This is a genomic window from Pontibacter chitinilyticus, from assembly GCF_039748935.1.
Classification (GTDB): Bacteria; Bacteroidota; Bacteroidia; order Cytophagales; family Hymenobacteraceae; genus Pontibacter; species Pontibacter chitinilyticus.
In genome coordinates, this window is the sequence record NZ_JBDIZJ010000001.1 from 26,617 (window position 1) to 45,505 (window position 18,889).

At 48.4% G+C, this 18,889-nt stretch carries 16 protein-coding genes; 8 read left to right on the top strand and 8 right to left on the bottom strand.

Annotation, left to right across the window (positions count from 1 at the left end):
* Nucleotides 1-11: 11 nt before the first annotated feature.
* Nucleotides 12-1,124, bottom strand: coding sequence for a chorismate mutase (locus ABDW72_RS00110; RefSeq protein ID WP_347156397.1), 1,113 nt, complete (start codon nucleotides 1,122-1,124; stop codon nucleotides 12-14).
* Between the two features lie 420 nt (nucleotides 1,125-1,544).
* Entirely contained in the window at nucleotides 1,545-2,477 is a 933-nt protein-coding gene (locus ABDW72_RS00115) for a TerC family protein (RefSeq protein ID WP_347156398.1), read from the bottom strand.
* A gap of 129 nt (nucleotides 2,478-2,606) precedes the next feature.
* On the opposite strand from ABDW72_RS00115, the gene ABDW72_RS00120 reads away from it, so the two are divergent.
* Nucleotides 2,607-2,825 carry a hypothetical protein gene (locus ABDW72_RS00120; protein ID WP_347156399.1) on the top strand — a complete coding sequence of 73 codons (219 nt, stop codon included), beginning with the start codon at nucleotides 2,607-2,609 and terminating at the stop codon, nucleotides 2,823-2,825.
* A 69-nt stretch (nucleotides 2,826-2,894) separates the two neighbouring features.
* Here the strand turns inward: ABDW72_RS00120 and ABDW72_RS00125 are convergent, their stop codons facing one another.
* Both ABDW72_RS00125 and hemG read right to left on the bottom strand, forming a co-directional pair.
* Nucleotides 2,895-3,629 carry a polyprenol monophosphomannose synthase gene (locus ABDW72_RS00125; protein ID WP_347156400.1) on the bottom strand — a complete coding sequence of 245 codons (735 nt, stop codon included), beginning with the start codon at nucleotides 3,627-3,629 and terminating at the stop codon, nucleotides 2,895-2,897.
* A 17-nt stretch (nucleotides 3,630-3,646) separates the two neighbouring features.
* The gene (gene hemG / locus ABDW72_RS00130) at nucleotides 3,647-4,993 is read right to left on the bottom strand and encodes a protoporphyrinogen oxidase (RefSeq protein ID WP_347156401.1); all 1,347 of its coding nucleotides are present in this window, start codon (nucleotides 4,991-4,993) and stop codon (nucleotides 3,647-3,649) included.
* A gap of 532 nt (nucleotides 4,994-5,525) precedes the next feature.
* On the opposite strand from hemG, the gene ABDW72_RS00135 reads away from it, so the two are divergent.
* The 3 genes from ABDW72_RS00135 (at nucleotide 5,526) to ABDW72_RS00145 (ending at nucleotide 9,831) form a co-directional block, all read left to right on the top strand.
* On the top strand, nucleotides 5,526-7,919 hold the full coding sequence (locus tag ABDW72_RS00135; protein WP_347156402.1) for a TonB-dependent siderophore receptor: 2,394 nt from the start codon (nucleotides 5,526-5,528) through the stop codon (nucleotides 7,917-7,919).
* A 3-nt stretch (nucleotides 7,920-7,922) separates the two neighbouring features.
* Nucleotides 7,923-9,086 carry a PepSY-associated TM helix domain-containing protein gene (locus ABDW72_RS00140; protein WP_347156403.1) on the top strand — a complete coding sequence of 388 codons (1,164 nt, stop codon included), beginning with the start codon at nucleotides 7,923-7,925 and terminating at the stop codon, nucleotides 9,084-9,086.
* A gap of 214 nt (nucleotides 9,087-9,300) precedes the next feature.
* The gene (locus ABDW72_RS00145; protein WP_347156404.1) at nucleotides 9,301-9,831 is read left to right on the top strand and encodes a D-glycero-alpha-D-manno-heptose-1,7-bisphosphate 7-phosphatase; all 531 of its coding nucleotides are present in this window, start codon (nucleotides 9,301-9,303) and stop codon (nucleotides 9,829-9,831) included.
* 31 nt (nucleotides 9,832-9,862) lie between these two features.
* Here the strand turns inward: ABDW72_RS00145 and ABDW72_RS00150 are convergent, their stop codons facing one another.
* Together ABDW72_RS00150 and ABDW72_RS00155 are read right to left on the bottom strand one after the other, a co-directional pair.
* Nucleotides 9,863-10,027: a hypothetical protein gene (locus tag ABDW72_RS00150; protein ID WP_347156405.1), complete on the bottom strand. Its 165-nt coding sequence runs from the start codon at nucleotides 10,025-10,027 to the stop codon at nucleotides 9,863-9,865.
* Nucleotides 10,028-10,103: 76 nt separating this feature from the next.
* Entirely contained in the window at nucleotides 10,104-11,513 is a 1,410-nt protein-coding gene (locus ABDW72_RS00155; protein ID WP_347156406.1) for a type III PLP-dependent enzyme domain-containing protein, read from the bottom strand.
* Nucleotides 11,514-11,590: 77 nt separating this feature from the next.
* Here ABDW72_RS00155 and rocF point away from each other — a divergent pair, with 77 nt between their 5' ends.
* The 4 genes from rocF to ABDW72_RS00175 all read left to right on the top strand — a co-directional run bounded on the left by rocF (nucleotide 11,591) and on the right by ABDW72_RS00175 (nucleotide 16,037).
* Complete coding sequence (gene rocF, locus ABDW72_RS00160) at nucleotides 11,591-12,562, top strand: arginase (RefSeq protein WP_347156407.1); 972 nt, start codon at nucleotides 11,591-11,593, stop codon at nucleotides 12,560-12,562.
* Complete coding sequence (argS, locus tag ABDW72_RS00165) at nucleotides 12,562-14,352, top strand: arginine--tRNA ligase (protein ID WP_347156408.1); 1,791 nt, start codon at nucleotides 12,562-12,564, stop codon at nucleotides 14,350-14,352. Before rocF ends, argS begins: the two co-directional genes overlap by 1 nt.
* A gap of 107 nt (nucleotides 14,353-14,459) precedes the next feature.
* Nucleotides 14,460-15,080: a glutathione peroxidase gene (locus ABDW72_RS00170; protein WP_430438134.1), complete on the top strand. Its 621-nt coding sequence runs from the start codon at nucleotides 14,460-14,462 to the stop codon at nucleotides 15,078-15,080.
* A 24-nt stretch (nucleotides 15,081-15,104) separates the two neighbouring features.
* On the top strand, nucleotides 15,105-16,037 hold the full coding sequence (locus ABDW72_RS00175; protein ID WP_347156409.1) for a 1,4-dihydroxy-2-naphthoate polyprenyltransferase: 933 nt from the start codon (nucleotides 15,105-15,107) through the stop codon (nucleotides 16,035-16,037).
* A gap of 155 nt (nucleotides 16,038-16,192) precedes the next feature.
* Here the strand turns inward: ABDW72_RS00175 and ABDW72_RS00180 are convergent, their stop codons facing one another.
* A complete protein-coding gene (locus tag ABDW72_RS00180) occupies nucleotides 16,193-18,124 on the bottom strand; it encodes an AAA family ATPase (protein ID WP_347156410.1) in 1,932 nt (643 codons plus the stop codon).
* 127 nt (nucleotides 18,125-18,251) lie between these two features.
* Entirely contained in the window at nucleotides 18,252-18,857 is a 606-nt protein-coding gene (pncA, locus tag ABDW72_RS00185) for a bifunctional nicotinamidase/pyrazinamidase (RefSeq protein ID WP_347156411.1), read from the bottom strand.
* Nucleotides 18,858-18,889: the final 32 nt, after the last annotated feature.

Consider the following 18,889-nt stretch of genomic DNA (forward strand, 5'->3'; position numbering starts at 1 on the left):
TATACTTATACTTACGCCACCGCCGATGAGCCCATGCTGTTGTTCTGAGCCTGCACAGTGTGCTGATGAATAGCCCTTGCTACAGATTTCACCAGTTCCTCATCTGATCCTTCCTGACCGGCTTTTTGCAGCCAGTTCTCCAGTTGTTTTTTCCAGCGGGTGCCTTGCAGGTCGGGGGCGGCAAAGCCGAGCCGCTGCTGGCTGATCTTCCTGGTCATATCGGAGCGGCGCAACAACAGCTCCAGCAGCTCGTCGTCCAGGCTGTCCATCTGCTGGCTCAGATCATCCAACTGGTCTACGAGCTGAGCTGTTTCATCCAGCTTCACGGCAGTGCGAATGGCGTTTACGAGCAGCTCCAGTTCCTGCGGCATCAGCTGCTGCTGTGGGTTGCTGAGTGCCTCGCCCGGACTGATGTGCGACTCAAACAGCAAACCGTCGGCACCCAGATCAATAGCCCGCTGGCTCACCGGGTACATCAGGCTGCGCTTGCCTGCAATATGACCGGCATCGCAGAGCACAGGTATGTCCGGTAACAGTTGCTTCAGCTGCTGCATGTAATCCCATCGGGGGTGGCGACGGTACGGGTACTGCTCACTGGCCTGAAAGCCGCGGTGTATGGCTGCCAGATCCGTAATGCCCGCCTGGTGCAGGCGCTCCAAGGTGCCGATCCACAGCTCCAGGTCCGGGTACACGGGGTTGTTAACCAGCACCGGTACAGGGCAGCCTTTAATAGCCGAGGCCACCTCTTCTACCGCAAAAGGGCTCACAACCGTGCGGCCGCTGATGCAGAGGATATCTACCTGGTGGGCCAGTGCTGCCTCTGCCTGGCGGGCGTTGGCTACCTCGCAGGCAGTGCGCAAGCCGGTTTCCTGCTTTACAGTTTTCAGCCATGCGAGCCCCACATCGCCTACCCCTTCAAAGCTGTTGGGGCGCGTACGCGATTTCCAGATGCCGGCTTTAAACACCGATACGCCTTCCACTTTGGTGAGGGCCTGCGCCGTTTTTAACATCTGTTCTTCGCTTTCGGCACTGCATGGGCCAGCAACCAGCACAGGCTTTCCGTCTGCCTGCCTGAAGCTGGATTGAGGTGCTGCGTGTGAGGTGATGGTTTTACTTGCTCTCATGGCTGTTTATGTTTACTTTTTTATGCTCAATTTCTCTAACTGCTATAGCCCTGAAACAAAAGAAGCCCCGCTTTCGGCGGGGCTTCTTCAGGTATTGTATAGCTCTTTTTTCTTAGCGCAATAGATTACCATCGGAGCCCCGGTCAAGGTCCTTGAGTTGGTTTTTGCACACAATTGCGAAAGAATAAGTCATGTTATCTGCTGATTTGATGGCAATATAAATGAATTACTGTATCAAAAGCAAATATTATAAGTTATTTATTAAATTTTAGCAATTGGCTTGAAGCGGGTACAGATTCATGAGCTTGTATGGGAGGTGATAATTGAGACGTTGGCATTATTGATATACTGGCTTAGCTAAAGGCAATTACAGTTTTTCGGCTGTCACGATAGCTATCTGCCGTAAAGCTGAAGGAAAACTTACTTGACCTGCTTGGTTTCTTCCTCTTTCTTGGGGAAGAGCAGCGACAGCATGATAGAAGTAGCCAGGATCGCACCTACAATCGACAGGGCAAAACGCATATCGATCTCATAATATTCGCTGATAAGCAATTTAACACCGATAAAGGTAAGTATAAGCGAGAGGCCATAGTGCAGGTAATGGAACAGCTGCATCACACCGGCAAGCGCAAAGTATAAAGCCCGCAGGCCCAGCAGCGCAAACACGTTGGAGGTATACACAATAAAGGAGTTCTTCGAAATGGCCAGAATTGCCGGAATGGAGTCAGCGGCAAACACTACGTCGGTACTTTCTACCATCAGCAGCACCAGGAAAAGCGTTGTAGCATAGTACTTGCCGTGCTGCTTCAAAAAGAACTTGCCACCCCCCATGCCAGGCAGCAGGCGCAGGTGCCGGCTGGCCCAATTCACAAGGGGGTTCTGGCCGGGGTCTATTTCGCCATCTTGCGAAAAGGCCATTTTGATGCCCGTATATACCAGGAAAAGCCCCAGCAGGTAAATGATAAAATTGAATTTAGCAATCAGGGCTACACCGAGCAAAATGAACGTGGCCCGTAGCACCAGCGCCCCAATAATGCCCCAGAACAAAATCTTGTGCTGGTACATCAGTGGTACTTTAAAGTAGCTGAAAATCAGGATAAACACGAACAGGTTGTCTACACTCAGCGACTTTTCGATAAGGTAAGCTGTGAGAAACTCCAGGGCAGGACCAGGCCCCTCGGTATAGTAGATCAGGGCATTAAAACCCAAGGACAGTGCGATCCAGAAAAGCGTCCAGAGCAGAGCTTGTTTTACCTTTTCTTCCTGCGCCCGCCTATGGAACACAAACAAGTCCAGGCCCAGCAACAGCAAGATAAAGGCATTAAACAAGATCCAGAATATGATATTATCCATAAGAGTATAGCCATGTGGTGCCGCCAGGCGCTACGCAAGCGGAACGCACGCTAGGGGTAAATTTAGCCGCAAAAAGAGACAATCACCTAACTAAACTACAAGTATAATTTAGAAATCAGCTCCCCAACTTTGCCAGCTACTATCCAAAGCAAGTATGTGGTGCGGCCCGGTACCAGAACCAGCAGGCTTGCTTTGGATAGTAGCTATACTTGGCCAAAGAATGCAAGGCTTGGCTACACCGGCGAGGCTGCCCGTCAGCTATACGTATGGGTGAGTTACGGGTATAATGCACAACTTCCGACCAAGGTTGTCGAGCCCCAGACAAGATCAGTGGGCGAGTTTCTGTAGAGGAGCAGCTCGGAGATGCAGCTGGAATTGCTGCGTTGTTGCTGAACAGTGTGCGGGGATACTGGCCGCTTAGTAGCGGTCGAAGTGGCGGAAGAAACTGCTTACTTTCATCTTAAGTACACCTAATACGGCCTCCTTGAAAATACCGGACGACATTTTCGATATGCCTTTGGTGCGATCGGTAAAAATAATAGGCACTTCCTTTATTCTGAAGCCATACTTGTATGTCAGAAACTTCATCTCGATCTGGAAAGCATAGCCCATAAAACGGATCTGGTTGAGCGGAATCGTTTTCAGAACTTTGCGGCGGTAGCACTTAAAACCTGCGGTGGTATCGTGGATGGGCATGCCGGTAATGAGCCGCACATATGCGCTGGCATAGTAAGACATCAGCACGCGGCTCATAGGCCAGTTCACCACATTTACGCCCTGCACATAGCGGCTGCCAATAGCCATATCATACCCATCTATAGCACAGGCTTCATACAGGCGGAGCAGGTCGTCTGGGTTGTGCGAGAAGTCGGCATCCATCTCAAAGATGTACTCGTAGCCATGGCGCAGCGCATACTTAAACCCATGGATGTAAGCGGTGCCCAGGCCCAGTTTGCCGGAGCGGATCTCCAGGTGCAGGCGCGTGGGGTATACCTGCTGCAATGCCTGTACTATTGCCGCTGTGCCATCCGGGGAGGAATCGTCTACGATCAGCAGATCGAAGGAATGGCGCAGTGACATTACTTTCCGTACTATTGCCTCTATGTTCTCCCGTTCGTTGTAAGTCGGGATGATCACCAGCGCATCTTTCATACCTCAAATATAGGTAATCAGCTATTGAGGCTACGTTCTCTGCCGGAATTAATTTTTTGCGCCAGGGCTTTGGCATGGCGGATACAGGCCGACACCGATACGCCTGCCTGCCAGCTGGCGGCTACATACAAGGCCTCCTGTTCCAAGGTTTGGGCCAGTTCGTGTGCATCTTCAATGTATAAATCATACTGCGGCAGCGAGTGGGGCCAAAGGTGCAGGTGCTGGAAAACAGGCGCTCCTACCTGAATGTTGTAGGTGTCGCAGAGCTCCTGATGTACCCGTTGCAGCAGCTCTTCCGGCGCGGTTTGGGCGTGGGCGGCATAGGGTGTGCCACCCACAAAGGTGGTAAACAGCACCTCGTGCGGCCGGCAGCGGCCGGTAAACACTGAGCTTGTCCAGACGGAGCCGGCCGTGAACGGCTGCTCGATCCGGGGGTGAAGCGCTCCGAAGCCGCTGAGGGGATGGCCAACATGCGTGCCCTGGTAAACCGTATGCACCACAGCCACTGGTGGATAGTTGATGTTGTGCAGCGCGGCAGCCAGCCCCGGAAACGTATACTGCAGCAGGTCGGCGGCAGGTTGTGCAGGCAAGGCCAGCACCAGCACGTCATACTCGCGGGTATCGTGATCGCCGGCAGAGGCACAACTCAGCACGTACTTGCCCTGGCTGCGGGTAACCACCTCTACGCGGTGCTCCAGGTGCAGCGAAATGAGCTTTTCAGCGATGGCTTCGGGCAAGGTGCGCAGGCCGTTTACAAAAGAGAAAGTTTCTTGTCGTGCTGCCGGATTGTTTTCCTGCAAAAGGCCATTTAGCACAGAGCCATACCTGTTTTCCAGCTCCTTGAAGTGTGGCAGGGCTTTGTGCAGTAAGAGTGTCTCCGCATCGCCGGCAAAAACGCCTGTTACATAGGGAGCCACGGCATAGTCTACCACCTCACGGCCAAAGCGGCGCTCGAAGAACTGGGCAACGGTTTCATTGTTCACTTCGGCAGGCGGCACTTCCCTTTCCTGCAGTATTCTATACTTTGTTTTCCGGGAGAAGAAGTTGTTTCCGATAAAAGAGATGGGCGAGGAGGGGAGCGGCTGCAGCTTACCGCCACGCAGCATAAAACGGTTGCTGGAAGTAGCAGTGGCAGGTAGTACTTCCTGCACCAGCTTTAGCTCCTGGATCAGTTCGTCTAATTCCGGCGAACCCTGCAGCGCATTCGGGCCCAGTTCCAGTAGATAGTCCTGCACGCGCACTGTTTGGATGTTGCCGCCTACCTGCGCCGAAGCCTCCAGCAGATCGTAGGCAATGCCCAGCTTCTGCAGGTAATAGGCCAGTGCCAATCCCGATATGCCCGCTCCGATAATTGCTACTCTCATACTTTTGTTATCCGCGCCTGTCGGTAACTTTCAGGTGCGCTGCCAAGCTATACTAACGTGACTGTAAAGGGTTATAGTGTTTTGCGAATATTTATACTTTATTTTCTATTTTGTATGATGCCGATATTTCTAATGTGCTAGCAGTTTGAGAAATAGGAGTTTTGAAAATGGTTTTAAGTGGAAATACCGCAGGAAGCTTGTTTCTGCAGGAACATTTATACTTTGTTGATCAGAAAATCTGCAGCCATTTCTAAGGTGATTTATCACATTTTAGTTTTGAGGACGAGCTAAAAGTAAGGAGATCAATTCTGATGCAGCCCTTCAACTTTAAAGTAAAAGCATAGTTGCGGGAACAGCTTATAATCACAAATAATTATTAATCTGTAAGTTATACTTCAGTTATGTTGCAGGAGAACTACTACAGAAGTTAGTTTTATACCTTGTTATTTAGAATTGATTTAAATAAGGCTTGTGCTTTTAGTTATTCGATTCTACTTTTGTTGTGTAGAATCATTCTGAATAAGACATAGCCATGCGCCTTTACACTCCCTATTTTTTAAAAATACCACCAACCTTTGTGATTGCTTTTTGCTTTTTGCTCCTGCATGGCTTCGCTGCTGTGGCACAGAATGGAGCTGTGAAAGGACACATCTCAACCACAGACCATAAGCCCGCCATGGGTGTAACGGTTGCCCTGGAAGGCACAACACTAGGTGCTACAACAGATGCCCAGGGCGATTATATGCTTCACAGAATAAAGCCTGGTACCTACACGCTCAGGGTTCAGATGATTGGCCTGGAGCCAAAGGAGCAACACATTGCTGTTACTGCCGGGCAAGTGGTTACCGCCGATTTTATACTTACCGAAAGTGCCGCCGCCATTCAGGAAGTCGTCATTAACGGGCAGCGCGAAAACTATAAGGTGGATCAGCCGTCGGAGTCGTTGCGCCTGCAAGCAAAACTGTTGGACGTGCCACAAAACATACAGGTGATCACAAATGACGTGCTCAAAGATCAGCGGGTGTTTAACTTGCTGGAAGGCGTAGGACGTAACGTGAGCGGCGTAACCATGCAGGAGCACTGGGGCAATTATACCCGCATGAATATGCGCGGCGCAAGAGTAGCTCCCTTTAGAAATGGCATGAACGTGGAGTCTACCTGGGGGCCGCTTTCTGAAGACATGTCGTTTGTAGAGCGCATCGAGTTTGTGAAAGGCCCGGCTGGATTTATGCTGGCCAATGGCGATCCGGCTGGTTTTTTCAACGTGGTCACCAAAAAGCCAACCGGGGTTACCAGCCAGGAGGTAAACTTTACTTTTGGCAGCTTTAACACCTTACGCGCTACCGCCGACCTCGACGGGCAACTGACCAGCAACGGCAAGTTGCTGTACCGCTTAAACCTGATGGGCCAGAAACAGGATTCATGGAGAGACTACGAGAACAACAAACGCTACGCCATCGCGCCGGTGCTGAAGTATAAATTCAGCGACAGAACATCCTTAACCGCTGCGTATACTTACCAGTTCATGCGCATGTCGGCTATTGGCTCCGCTTACGTGTTCTCGCCGAAGGCTTATGCCGAACTGCCACGTAGCTTCACCATTGCTGACCCCAACCTTGCACCTTCTGACATGAACGACCACAGCGCTTATTTTACTTTTGAACACCAGTTCAGCGATAAATGGAAACTGACGGCGCAGACAGCTTATTTTTACTATAACCAGCAAGGCAACTCTCTTTGGCTGAAGGGGGTGGACGAGAACGGCAACATGCAGCGAACGCTGAGTAGCTGGGATGCGCAGAACAACAGCAAATTCGGACAGCTTTTTGTTAACGGAGAGTTTCGCACAGGCGCAGTCAGGCACCGCATTCTTGGCGGCCTTGACCTAGGCAATAAAAAGTACCTGGCGGACTGGAGCCAGAGCTTTGTGCTGGATGAAGAAATCCCCTTTAACATCTACAAACCGGTTTACGGCGCCATTGCCATCCCCACATTCGATCATTCGGTACCCTTAGAAGACAGGGCCGCAGTCAGTACGCTGGCTCAAAAGTATGGCGCCTTGTATGCGCAGGATGAACTAGGCTTTTTCGGAGATAAGTTACGGCTCACGCTTGCTGCCCGCTACACAAAGGTAGAGACCAACCAGTACAGCAGCATCGTTAAAAACGATCAGTTTACCCCAAGAGTAGGCTTGAGCGTTTCTCCGGATGACCAAACATCCCTTTATGCCCTTTACGACCAGGCTTTTATTCCTCAATTAGGAAAACTATCGGATGGTGGAAAGGTGAAACCTATTACCGGCAATAACATGGAAGTTGGCTTTAAGCGAGACTGGTTTGGCGGACGCTGGAATTCGACTGTTTCGTTGTATCAGATTACAAAAAACAACCAGCTGGTAGGCGACCCGAACGATCCGACAGGAGCTACCTCTTTACAGCTGGGGCAAACACAAACGCAAGGTGTTGAATTTGATGCCCGTGGCGAGATAGTTAGCGGCCTGCAGCTGACACTTAATTATGCCTATACCGATTCCAAGGCAACCGAAACAACCGCCACCTTAGCAGAAGGCCAGAAAGTGCCCGGATTTGCCAAGCACGTTACCAATGCCTGGTTATCTTATAAACTAAATGACGGAATGTTGCAGGGGCTGGGTTTATCGCTAGGTTACCAATGGCAGCTCGGTCGGTACCCCTGGAGTTATGCAGAAGGCGCCACCATGCAGCTGCCTGATTATTTCCGCCTGGACGGTGCAGTTTCTTACCAGATCAACAAAGTAAGCCTTGGTGTGAATGTTAACAACTTATTAAATCAGTACCTGTATTCCGGGTCTGCTTATGACTTTAATTATGATGGCACGCTGGATGGATATTACTGGCAAACGGAATCTCCGCGCAGCTATCGGGTAAGCATTGGATACAGATTTTAAGGAATGTCAGTTAAAAAAGCAATCAACAGAATTCACCTGTGGCTTGGGCTTGCGTCCGGGCTACTGGTGCTTTTCCTGGGCATTACGGGTTGCATACTGGCCTATCAGCGCGAAATTGAAGACCTTACGCAGCCTTACCAGTTCGTTTCTGCACAAGAGGCGGCGCAACTTGCCCCCTCCAGGCTAAAAGCCATTGCCGATCGTGCGTTGCCGGGGAAGCAGGCGCATAGTATCAGTTACGAAAAAGGGAAAGCCTCTAAAGTTGTCTACTTCAGCTTCGCACCGGAATATTACTACATTACTTTCCTGGACCCCTACAATGGCAAGGTGCTGAAGGTAAAGGATATGGACCGCGATTTTTTCAGGATAGTGCTTAACGGGCATTATTATCTCTGGCTGCCTCCTGCTATCGGGCAGCCTATTGTGGCCAGTGCGACGCTCATTTTTGTGCTTTTACTCATCACCGGTCTTGTGTTGTGGTGGCCGAAAAACAAAGCTGCCCGGAAACAACGGTTTAAAATTAAGTGGAATGCTAAATGGCGCCGCACCAACTATGACCTGCACCAGGTGCTGGGCTTTTACATGACCTGGGTGGTTCTGTTTACAGCTATCACAGGGTTGATCATGGGCTTTCAGTGGTTCTCTAAATCGGTATATTGGGCAGCCTCGGGCGGAAAGCAGTATGAAGATTTTTACGAGCCGCCATCTGATACCACTAAGCTCCTGACCAACACGACAATGCCGGCAATGGATCAACTCTGGATAAAGATGCAGCAGAAGCACAGGCTAAACGGCGGAAGCCTGGAAGTACACGTTCCGGAAACCAAAGGAACAAGTATAGAAGTAGCGCTTAACCCCGATACGGAGACCTACTGGCAAACCGATTATCGGTATTTCGATCAGTATACTCTTAAGGAACTGCCTGTAACACATCTGTACGGCAGGTTTACAGCCGCCTCAGCAGCTGATAAGATTATGCGCATGAACTATGACATACACGTGGGCGCTATTGGCGGAATCGTTGGAAAAACCATTGCTTTTTTTGCCAGCCTGCTAGCTGCCAGCATGCCTGTTACCGGGTTTCTGATCTGGTGGGGGCGAAGAAATAAAAAGAAGAAAGGCGCGCTGCCTGAGAAGCACAGACAGTTTGAACCAGCGAACAACTAATAGCTGTGTTTATGCTGCAGAGGTAATTTGCAGTGCCCGTTCTTACATACTGTTGCACTTTTTAGCTCGCCAGGCAGTAAATCATACTTCTTTTTCCGGTTACATTACAAGTATAGCAAGTGGCGAATGCGGCTGTGGTCCTTTAGGACTGGCTTCTCGTTTGAGAAAACTCAAGGATTGGTGTTAATTTAGCACCTTCATTAATTTCTAACGCATGCAAAAGGAAAAATGCGTGTTCCTGGACCGCGACGGTGTGCTGAACCGTGAACTAGGCGACTATGCCTATAAATTAGAACATTTTGAGGTGCTGCCCCGCGTGCCGGAGGCGCTGGCGCTCCTGAAACAAAAAGGCTATTTGCTGATCGTAGTTACAAACCAGGCAGGCATCGCAAAAAAAATATACAGCAAGCAGGATGTGCTAGCCTGCCACGCTAAACTGCAGGAGCATAGCAACGGCTTGATTGATGCCTTATACTTTGCCCCTGGCCATCAGACCATTTCCGCCTCGCTGGCACGCAAGCCGGATAGTTTGCTGCTGGAGAAAGCCATTGCCAGGTTTAACATTGATCGGGCGCAAAGCTGGATGGTAGGCGATTCGGAGCGGGACCTGCAGGCGGCTTCCAGAGTGGGCGTCGCGTCTATACTGGTGGGAGACAAGTATGCGCCGGGCACGCACCGGTTACAAGTAGCAGACCTGTGGGAAGCGGCGCAGCTGATACTGGCAGAAACAAAAAAGCCGGCATAGCGCCGGCTTTTATATGTGGTGCTAAACAGTGTTAGCTATTTGCCTTGTCAATGGTCTTCGTTGCTGTAGCAGCAGCCGGAACTTTTGCTTTCGCCGTGGTGTCGAGCTTTGCATAGTTATATGCTGGGCAGTAGGTTTTACAAGAGGCCATACCTAGTGCCAGGCATACTGCTCCTAAAAAAAAGACTTTCTTCATGATGTAGTAATAATTAGGGGATTTTGCTTCAAAAATAGCATAATTACTTCAGAAGCAAAATATTCCGTCTGAATATTTAACGATTGCTTTCCTGTGTTTCGTATCCCAGTATACGCATCATCGACTCGCTGGATTGCTCCGGCGCAAATTGCCAGGTTTTAATGTTGCCTTCCGCATCCCGGTCAACCAGAATATGCTGCGGCGAAGGAATCAGGCAGTGCTTGATGCCGCCATAGCCGCTCAGCGACTCCTGGTAGGCGCCCGTGTGGAAGAAACCGATGTACAGCGGCTCTTTCTTCGGATACTTCGGCAGAAATACCTGGAAGGAGTGCATCTCTGAGTTGTAGTAATCCTGGCTGTCGCAGGTCATGCCGCCGATCTGGATCTTGCGGTATTCTTTGTCCCAGTGGTTAATGGCCAGCAGGGGCCAACGCTGGTTCAGAGCCCAGGCATCGGGCAGGTTGGTGATAAATGAGCCATCAATCATATACCAGCGCTCCTTATCGTTCTGCAGCTTATCATCCAGAATAGAGTAGATGTTGGCCCCACTCTCACCTACGGTAAAAATGCCGAATTCCGTAAAGATATTTGGCTCCGGCACACCCTCTTCGTTGCAGATGCGCTTGATAGTGCGCAGGATTTCCTGCGTCATGTACTGGTAATCGTAATCTGCCTGAATGGAGGTCTTGATCGGGAAGCCGCCGCCGATATCGATGGTATCCAGTTCAGGGCATACCTTTTTCAGCTGCGCATACTTGTGCACAAAGCGGCTCAGCTCAGACCAATAATAAGAGGTGTCTTTAATGCCCGAGTTAATGAAGTAATGCAGCATCTTCAGCTCAAACTTTGGATCCGGTTTGATCTGCTCTTCGTATAGGTCAAGCACATCGCCATAGCGCACACCCAGGCGTGACGTATAAAACTCAAACTTAGGTTCTTCATCAGAAGCCAGGCGGATACCTACCTTCGTTTTTACGTTTACGTGCTCCTTGTAATAGTTGATCTCTCCCAAATGGTCAAGTATGGGCATGCAGTTTTTGAAGCCGTCGTTGAGCAGTTCGGAGATCCACTGGCGGTAAAGCTCGCGCTTAAATCCGTTGCAAACAATGTACGTATCTTTGGTTATCTTCCCTTTGTTATACAAGGCCCGGATGATGGGAATGTCGTACGAAGAAGAGGTTTCAATGTGGATGTCGTTTTTGAGTGCTTCTTCCAGCACGAAAGAAAACTGGCTTGATTTTGTGCAGTAACAATAAGTATAAGTACCTTTATAATCCAGTTTTTCCATGCCTTCTTTAAAAAGACGCTTGGCTCGCTGAATTTGCGAACTGATTTTAGGTAAGTATGTTAGCTTAAGTGGGGTGCCATATTCTTTGATGATATCCATCAAAGGAATGCCGTTGAACTGGAGCTCATTGTTCTCTACTGTAAACTCGGCAGTAGGAAAATCGAATGTTTGATTTATTAAATCGACGTATTTATCCATTCTAAAAGTCAGGGATTAAGAAAACATGCAATATTGAACGTATTTTACCATCTTTACAAAAAGTTTGTTCGGAAACTATGAAAAAAGTAAAACTGATAGAAGTGCGGTCGGAGCTGGGAGCCGGTACGCGGGGTGCCAATATGGGCATCGACGCGCTTCGGGTGGCTTGCTGGGACAAGGGGTGCGATTATTTTAAACGCTTCAATTCTGTCAGCGTGCCCGACCTTAACTATACATTATTTGATAAAGATGTGTTCCCGAACGCACATCGCATCGACAGCATCCTTACCGTACAGAAGAATATTAGCAATACCGTGGCACAAACCATCGAACTGGGGATGTTTCCGCTGGTATTATCAGGCGATCACTCCAATGCGCACGGAACCATAGCAGGCATCAAGAGCGCTTACCCCGACAAAACATTGGGAGTTATCTGGATCGATGCCCATGCGGATATTCACTCGCCCTATACTTCGCCTTCCGGCAATGTGCACGGCATGCCGTTGGCTATGGCCCTAAACCTGGACAACCTGGATCGGCAGATCAATGACCCGGCGCAGGAAACAGTATTTTTCTGGAATGCGCTGAAGAAGCTGGGCTTCAATGGTCCTAAACTAAAGCCTGAACACCTGATTTACGTGGTCGTGCGCGATACGGAAGAGCCGGAAGATTACCTGCTCAACAAGCATGGCATCAAGAATTATACTTATAAAGAGGTTACAGCTAAAGGCGTGGAGCAGGTGGCCGAAGAGGCCTTGGGGCGCCTGAAGGACTGTGACATCATTTACGTGTCGTTTGACGTGGACAGCCTCGACTCCAAGTTTTCGAAAGGCACAGGCACACCCGTAGAAACAGGTCTCACCGTAGAGGAAGCTAAGGCGCTTTGCTACTACTTGTTGCAGGACGAGCGCATCGTGTGTTATGAGATGACCGAGATCAACCCTACATTAGACACCGAAAACACCATGGCCGAAAATGCTTTCGAAATACTGGAAGCGGCCACAGAAGCAATTTTACATCGCGAAGCAAAAAGCACCATTATACATTAATGCAACTTCAAAACACGCTAAGCCAGCATATCAGCGAGGCCTTACAGGCTCTATTCCAAATTACGGCAGAGGCCTCACAGCTGGCGCTGCAACCTACCCGCAAAGAGTTTGCCGGCTCGTTCACCTTCGTTACCTTTCCTTATACTAAACAGGTGGGCAAAAGCCCCGAGCAGATAGGGCAGGCCTTAGGCGAATACCTGAAAGCGCATGCGCCGGCAGTAAAAGATTTTAACGTCGTAAAAGGCTTCCTGAACCTGGAAGTGAAAGCAGAAGAATGGCTACGCCTTTTCCGCGACATGCTGGAGCAGCCCGAGTATGGACAGGCAGCAGCCAGTGGCCGGAATGTGATGGTGGAATATTCCTCACCCAACACCAACAAACCGCTGCACCTGGGCCACCTGCGCAATAACTTCCTCGGTTACTCGGTATCGGAGATCATGAAAGCCAATGGCCATAATGTGCTAAAAGCAAACCTGGTGAACGACCGGGGTATCCACATCTGCAAATCAATGCTGGCTTATGAGAAGTTTGGCGACAGCGAAACGCCGGAGAGCAGCGACCTGAAAGGCGACCACCTGGTGGGCAAGTACTACGTGCTGTTTGATAAAGCTTACAAAGTGCAGGTAGAGGAGCTAACCTCTGGCGGCATGGACAAGGAGGAGGCAAAGAAAAAAGCTCCGCTGATGTTGGAAGCCCAGGATATGCTGAAAAAGTGGGAGAAAGGCGATTCAGAAGTGGTAGCGCTCTGGAAAAAGATGAACAGCTGGGTATACGCCGGATTCGATGAAACATACCGCACCATCGGCGTTGATTTCGATAAGTTCTATTATGAATCCGGCACCTACATGCTGGGCAAAGAGCTGGTGGAAGAAGGGCTGCAGAAAGAAGTGTTCTTCCGCAAATCTGACGGCTCTGTATGGGTAGACCTGACGGATGAAGGTTTGGACGAGAAGCTGCTGCTGCGGGCCGATGGCACTTCTGTATACATTACGCAGGACCTGGGCACGGCTCAGCTTAAGTATAACGATTTCCCGTATGACGCCTCGCTGTATGTGGTGGCCGATGAGCAGAACTACCATTTCCAGGTGCTAAAAGCGGTGCTGAAAAAGCTTGGAAAACCCTACGCCAATGGCATCTATCATCTGTCGTACGGCATGGTAGACCTGCCCTCCGGCAAAATGAAATCGCGCGAAGGTACCGTAGTAGATGCCGACGAGCTGGTGCAGGAGATGGTGGAAACGGCGCGGCAGCAGACTGAAGAGCTGGGCAAGATAGAAGGGTTTACACCGGAGCAGGCGCAGGAGCTTTACCATACCCTGGCGATGGGCGCGCTCAAATACTTTCTGCTGAAGGTTGATCCTAAAAAGCGAATGCTCTTCAACCCGCAGGAGTCCATCGATTTTCGGGGTAATACTGGTCCGTTTATTCAGTATACACATGCCCGCATCTCGGCCATACTTCGCAAAGCCGGCGAAATGGGGATTGCCGTAGAGGCAGCCTCTTTCAACGACTTTACAAACCTGCACGAAACCGAGCAGGAGGTGATCACCCAACTCAGTAATTACCCGGCTGTAGTAGAGGAAGCAGGCAAACTGTATGCGCCCTCTGTTATTGCCAATTACGCGTATGAACTTGCGAAGGCGTATAACCGTTTTTACCAGGAAGTGTCTATTTTTAACGAAACGGATGCGCAGGCGCGTAGCTTTCGTATAGCCCTTTCGGCAATGGTGGCCCGCTTTGTGCGCCATAGTATGGGCCTGCTCGGTATCGAGGTGCCGGAGCGCATGTAAGTTCATTAAAGAAGTATAAAAATAAATAAGCAGGATTTTTAACAAAAGCGCAGCCAGAACAGTTGTAGCTTTTATAAGGCATTCAGCAATCGACTAACCCCAAAAAAATGACAAAAAAGATTCCTTTCCTGGCACAATTAGTAGCACTTGTTGGTGTGCTGGCCATTTCCGTGGCTTGTCATCAGCCCGCAGATAAGGCTGCTTCTACAACTTCAGAAAACATGGCAACAGCAGCAAACATAACCGACGCAACAAGGCAGCAAAGCGACTTTTATACTTTCAAGATGAATTCGCTGGAGGGCCAGCCGGTAGACTTTTCCAAGTATAAAGGCAAAAAGGTGCTGGTTGTAAATACAGCTTCCAAGTGCGGTTTTACACCCCAGTATGCTGACCTGGAGAAACTCCATGAAACCTATGGCAAAGACGTGGTGATCCTCGGCTTTCCGGCCAATAATTTTGGCGAGCAGGAGCCAGGCACCAACAAAGAGATTGCCACTTTCTGCCAGAAGAACTATGGTGTAAATTTCCAGATGTTTGAGAAAATATCTGTAAAAGGAGACGACAAGAATCCGTTGTATGTATGGCTTCAGAAAAACGCCCCGAACCACGAGGAGCCAACCTGGAACTTCTGTAAGTACCTGATAGATGAGAACGGCAAAGTAGTTGCTTTTTTCCCTTCCAAAGTAAAGCCAATGGATGATGAGATCCTGGCGGCCATTCAGAAGTAAAAACACATAGTTGCAAGTAATACCTTGACACAGATCGATTATTCTACTGCAAATCCAGGCCTGGTAAAGGCCTGGATTTCGGCTTTTAGGCCACGCACGCTGCCGCTGGCCCTTTCCTGCATTGGCATGGGCGGCTTTATGGCAGCGGCAAACGGCGTGTTTAACGGGGCCGTGGTGGGCCTGTGTGTGCTTACCACCCTTTTCCTGCAGATACTCTCTAACCTAGCCAACGACTACGGCGATACCAAACATGGTGCTGACAGCGTGCACCGTGAAGGACCGATGCGGGCGGTGCAGGCGGGCCATATCACCCCGGAGCAGATGAAGAAAGGCATGCTGGTGTTTACACTGCTCTCGCTGGCCTCGGGTTTACTGCTGCTCTGGGTATCGTTTGGGGCCGATGGCATGCTGCTGGCCCTGCTGTTCCTGGCGTTAGGCTTAGCCGCTATCTGGGCAGCCATCAACTATACGGCAGGCAATAACCCGTACGGCTATGCAGGTTTTGGCGACATCTCGGTGTTCGTGTTCTTCGGACTGCTGGGCGTACTGGGCACCTATTTCCTGCAGGCACAGGCGTTGGAGCCGGTGGTAATATTGCCGGCGCTGGTTTGCGGCTTTTTTGCCACGGCGGTGCTCAATGTCAACAACATCCGCGACATAAACTCCGATACGTTGGCCGGCAAGCGTTCGCTGCCGGTGCGGCTTGGCCGTAAGCGCGCCCGCGTGTATCACCTGTTTTTGCTCAGCGGCGGTGTGCTGAGTGCGGTGCTATACGTGCTGCTGCACTTCCAAAGTCCCTGGCAGTTCCTCTTTCTGCTGGCGCTGCCGCTGGTGATTGTTAATGGCATAAATGTGTGGCGCAAACAAACCTCCAAAGAACTCGATCCTTACCTCAAGCAGATGGCCCTGACCACGCTGCTGTTCGTGCTGCTGTTCGGCATTGGGCAGGTGGTGTAGGGGGAAAGGGTAAGCTGAAATGCCGGTATAGCTTGCGGGCATAGATAAGTTCTTTGGGTGGTTGTGTTTTTGGGGAAATGTCTAATGTTTTGGTTATTGCCTAAGGCGGGTATTTAGTCCAATGGTTCAATAGAACTACAAACGCTCAAATAATGTTATGTCAGCCCCACTTTTGGCAATACCGTGTTACCTGCAGTTTTTATTTCTTGGGGAAAATACTTATCCAATGTCGATTTTGCTTCGTCATTACCAAGTAATAATTTAATGCATCTATCGGTAAAATCAGATATTTTCAAGTGTTTACTTGCTATACTCCTAATGCCCTTATTATTTAGAGATACTAATACTTTATCATAGTCGGTCTCATTAACCATATGATTTAATTCATCAATTCGTTTAGAATACCAATCATTTATTGAAACTTTGTCTAAAAATTCTTGGTAGTTACTTTCTAATTGAGCCAGTGCATTTCCCTTTGTAACATCACTATCCGTGAAATAGTAATTTAATTTTGTGCTAACATAATTTGCCGCTTGTACTTCTTTTAATTTATCAAGCTCCTTAATTACATCAAATTTTATTAATTCCACATTTGCCTCATCAACCAAAAGTTGTTTTGCCAATATTTTAAGAAATTCTGAATCTAAAAATAAGTTTTCAACTTCGGCTACCTTAAAAGAGTGAACGTCATCCTCCTTAAGTTTATTCAATCTTGATAAATTGTGATGGTCAGAATCAATGAGACCAAATGATTTAGTGTTTACATTCTTTAATTTATTAAATGCTCTTGTATGGTTTATTACGTCAAAACAACTACCTACAGGCATGATTGTTAATTCAGGGAATAGTATAGAATAGATACGTTCATCAATACTACCTTTAATACCTTCACAGAATAAGATATTTTTCCTGCTTCCCAGTAGTTCTAGCATTAATGTTTCAGGTATTTCGTCTGTGGGAATATCTTCTATTTCCCACTTATCAGGATGCCTAAAAGACTTTATCCATATTTTCTTTGCAGTTGTCCTGCTCGTTGCGAAATCTAAATCGTGAGTCAAATAAATAAAAATGCAGTCCGGTCTTTTAGCTTCTAACAAATCCCAAAGTTTTTTTAGAATCGTCTTATGCAGATACATCTCAGGTTCGTCAACTACAATAAATCCAGCTTTTGGTGCTTGTAAAACTTGTGCAATTAAGTATAACATAACCTTTTCTCCATCACTCATTTGAATGGCCGGATATGACCTTTCATCCGTGGATTTAGCGGTAATGTTAATGCCGTCATCGCAACTTATTGTTCTGTGTTCAATAAGTGAATTCCATATTTGAAAAGTAATGTCAAGATTCGTCAACTCTGGGTTTGCGATAGTTTTGCCCCTGTTAACTGATGCTATGGCATTTTTGCGATAAGAGTTTCCCGCTGAGATATTGTCCGCTAATAAGTTCTTTAGAACAATGCCAAACTCTTGTTGCAAATATCTGAATTCTCCATCCGACTTGTTGGTTTTGTCTCTTAATTGATACTGTTTCAGCTCAGTAGCAGTTTTTGCAGGATTTGCAATTGCGTCAAAATTAGGAACTAGCAGTATTCTTTGTGCTGAAATAACAACACCATTATTTTGGAGATAAGTTTTGAACTTGTTAGACAATGTTGTTTTACCACTACCATTGGCGCCTATTGCAACAACATTCCTATCAAAATATCCAATCTTATTAAAAAAATCAACATTGAATTCTATTTGCTCATAAAGAGAAGAAACATTTAAACTATTTTGCTCTAGACTAGTTTTTATCTGTGATTTCCAATGCTCATTCTGGTGTGCTATAAAAGAAGAGTTTGGCTGTCCCCTGAATGGCAGTGTCGATAATATGCTTTGTATGTTTGACTGAAATTGATTAAGGTAATTAATTTTCAACTCTCCTTGCTTTGCTTTATCTTCTAATTTTGAGGTTAAAGAAATGACCTTGTCGATGTTATCCAAGGTTGATGCGTTACATTCAAGTTCAACAGCACCTTGTCTATGTACATTCAAATCCTTTTTGGCCGTTTCAATAAAAGAGATAAAGCTGTCTATTTCTGCACTCATTATAGTTGTTCTAAAATTGCTGGTAAATAATATATAGCGGCTACTACTCCTGTTTGCAACCCAATACAGCAGATAACCGGAACAGCTATTCAGCTTATCCGCAATATATGCGGAGGTGTTTGCGTGGCTATACTTCGCTGCTCTGCACCACCTTGCCGCCCATACATAGAATGTCCGCTTTTGCCTGCGCAAAGCCCTCTACTGAAATAGGCCTGGAGGCATCTTCTACCAAGTATGTTTCAAAGCCTTCCTGCAGCGCGTCTTTGGCTGTGAAGTAGACGCAGTAGTCGCCGGCGAGGCCCGCCACATATACTTGCTGCACCTGCCGGCCCCGCAGGTAATCCGTCAGACCCGTGGATTTGAGGTGGCCGTTGTCGTAGAAGCCGCTGTAAGAATCTATCTCGGGGTTCATGCCTTTGCGGAAGATCGCTTCCACGCGTTCCATGTCCAGTGCTTCAGAAAAATCGGCTCCGGCGGTTGCTTGTACGCAGTGATCGGGCCAGAGTACCTGTTCCAGTCCCTGCAGTTCCGTCACCTCAAACACGTTTTTCCCCTGGTGTTGTGAGGCAAAACTTTGATGATTTTGCGGGTGCCAGTCCTGGGTAGCTACTACCAGGTCAAACTGCCCCTGCAACTGGTTCAGCACCGGAATTACTTCGTCTCCCTGCGGCACCGCCAATGCTCCGCCGGGTAAAAAATCATTTTGTATATCAATTAACAATAAAGCTCTCATATCAATATGGTAACTAAGTATGGGAACAAAGA

What these genes read in the sequence shown, in the direction of transcription:
- ABDW72_RS00140 (WP_347156403.1), top strand. Translation starts at nt 7,923, where the DNA reads ATGTCAGTTAAAAAAGCAATCAACAGAATTCACCTGTGGCTTGGGCTT.
- ABDW72_RS00125 (WP_347156400.1), bottom strand. Translation starts at nt 3,629, where the DNA reads ATGAAAGATGCGCTGGTGATCATCCCGACTTACAACGAACGGGAGAAC.
- ABDW72_RS00155 (WP_347156406.1), bottom strand. Translation starts at nt 11,513, where the DNA reads ATGGATAAATACGTCGATTTAATAAATCAAACATTCGATTTTCCTACT.
- argS (WP_347156408.1), top strand. Translation starts at nt 12,562, where the DNA reads ATGCAACTTCAAAACACGCTAAGCCAGCATATCAGCGAGGCCTTACAG.
- ABDW72_RS00135 (WP_347156402.1), top strand. Translation starts at nt 5,526, where the DNA reads ATGCGCCTTTACACTCCCTATTTTTTAAAAATACCACCAACCTTTGTG.
- ABDW72_RS00115 (WP_347156398.1), bottom strand. Translation starts at nt 2,477, where the DNA reads ATGGATAATATCATATTCTGGATCTTGTTTAATGCCTTTATCTTGCTG.
- hemG (WP_347156401.1), bottom strand. Translation starts at nt 4,993, where the DNA reads ATGAGAGTAGCAATTATCGGAGCGGGCATATCGGGATTGGCACTGGCC.
- ABDW72_RS00170 (WP_430438134.1), top strand. Translation starts at nt 14,460, where the DNA reads ATGACAAAAAAGATTCCTTTCCTGGCACAATTAGTAGCACTTGTTGGT.
- ABDW72_RS00180 (WP_347156410.1), bottom strand. Translation starts at nt 18,124, where the DNA reads ATGAGTGCAGAAATAGACAGCTTTATCTCTTTTATTGAAACGGCCAAA.
- ABDW72_RS00110 (WP_347156397.1), bottom strand. Translation starts at nt 1,124, where the DNA reads ATGAGAGCAAGTAAAACCATCACCTCACACGCAGCACCTCAATCCAGC.
- ABDW72_RS00145 (WP_347156404.1), top strand. Translation starts at nt 9,301, where the DNA reads ATGCAAAAGGAAAAATGCGTGTTCCTGGACCGCGACGGTGTGCTGAAC.
- ABDW72_RS00150 (WP_347156405.1), bottom strand. Translation starts at nt 10,027, where the DNA reads ATGAAGAAAGTCTTTTTTTTAGGAGCAGTATGCCTGGCACTAGGTATG.
- rocF (WP_347156407.1), top strand. Translation starts at nt 11,591, where the DNA reads ATGAAAAAAGTAAAACTGATAGAAGTGCGGTCGGAGCTGGGAGCCGGT.
- pncA (WP_347156411.1), bottom strand. Translation starts at nt 18,857, where the DNA reads ATGAGAGCTTTATTGTTAATTGATATACAAAATGATTTTTTACCCGGC.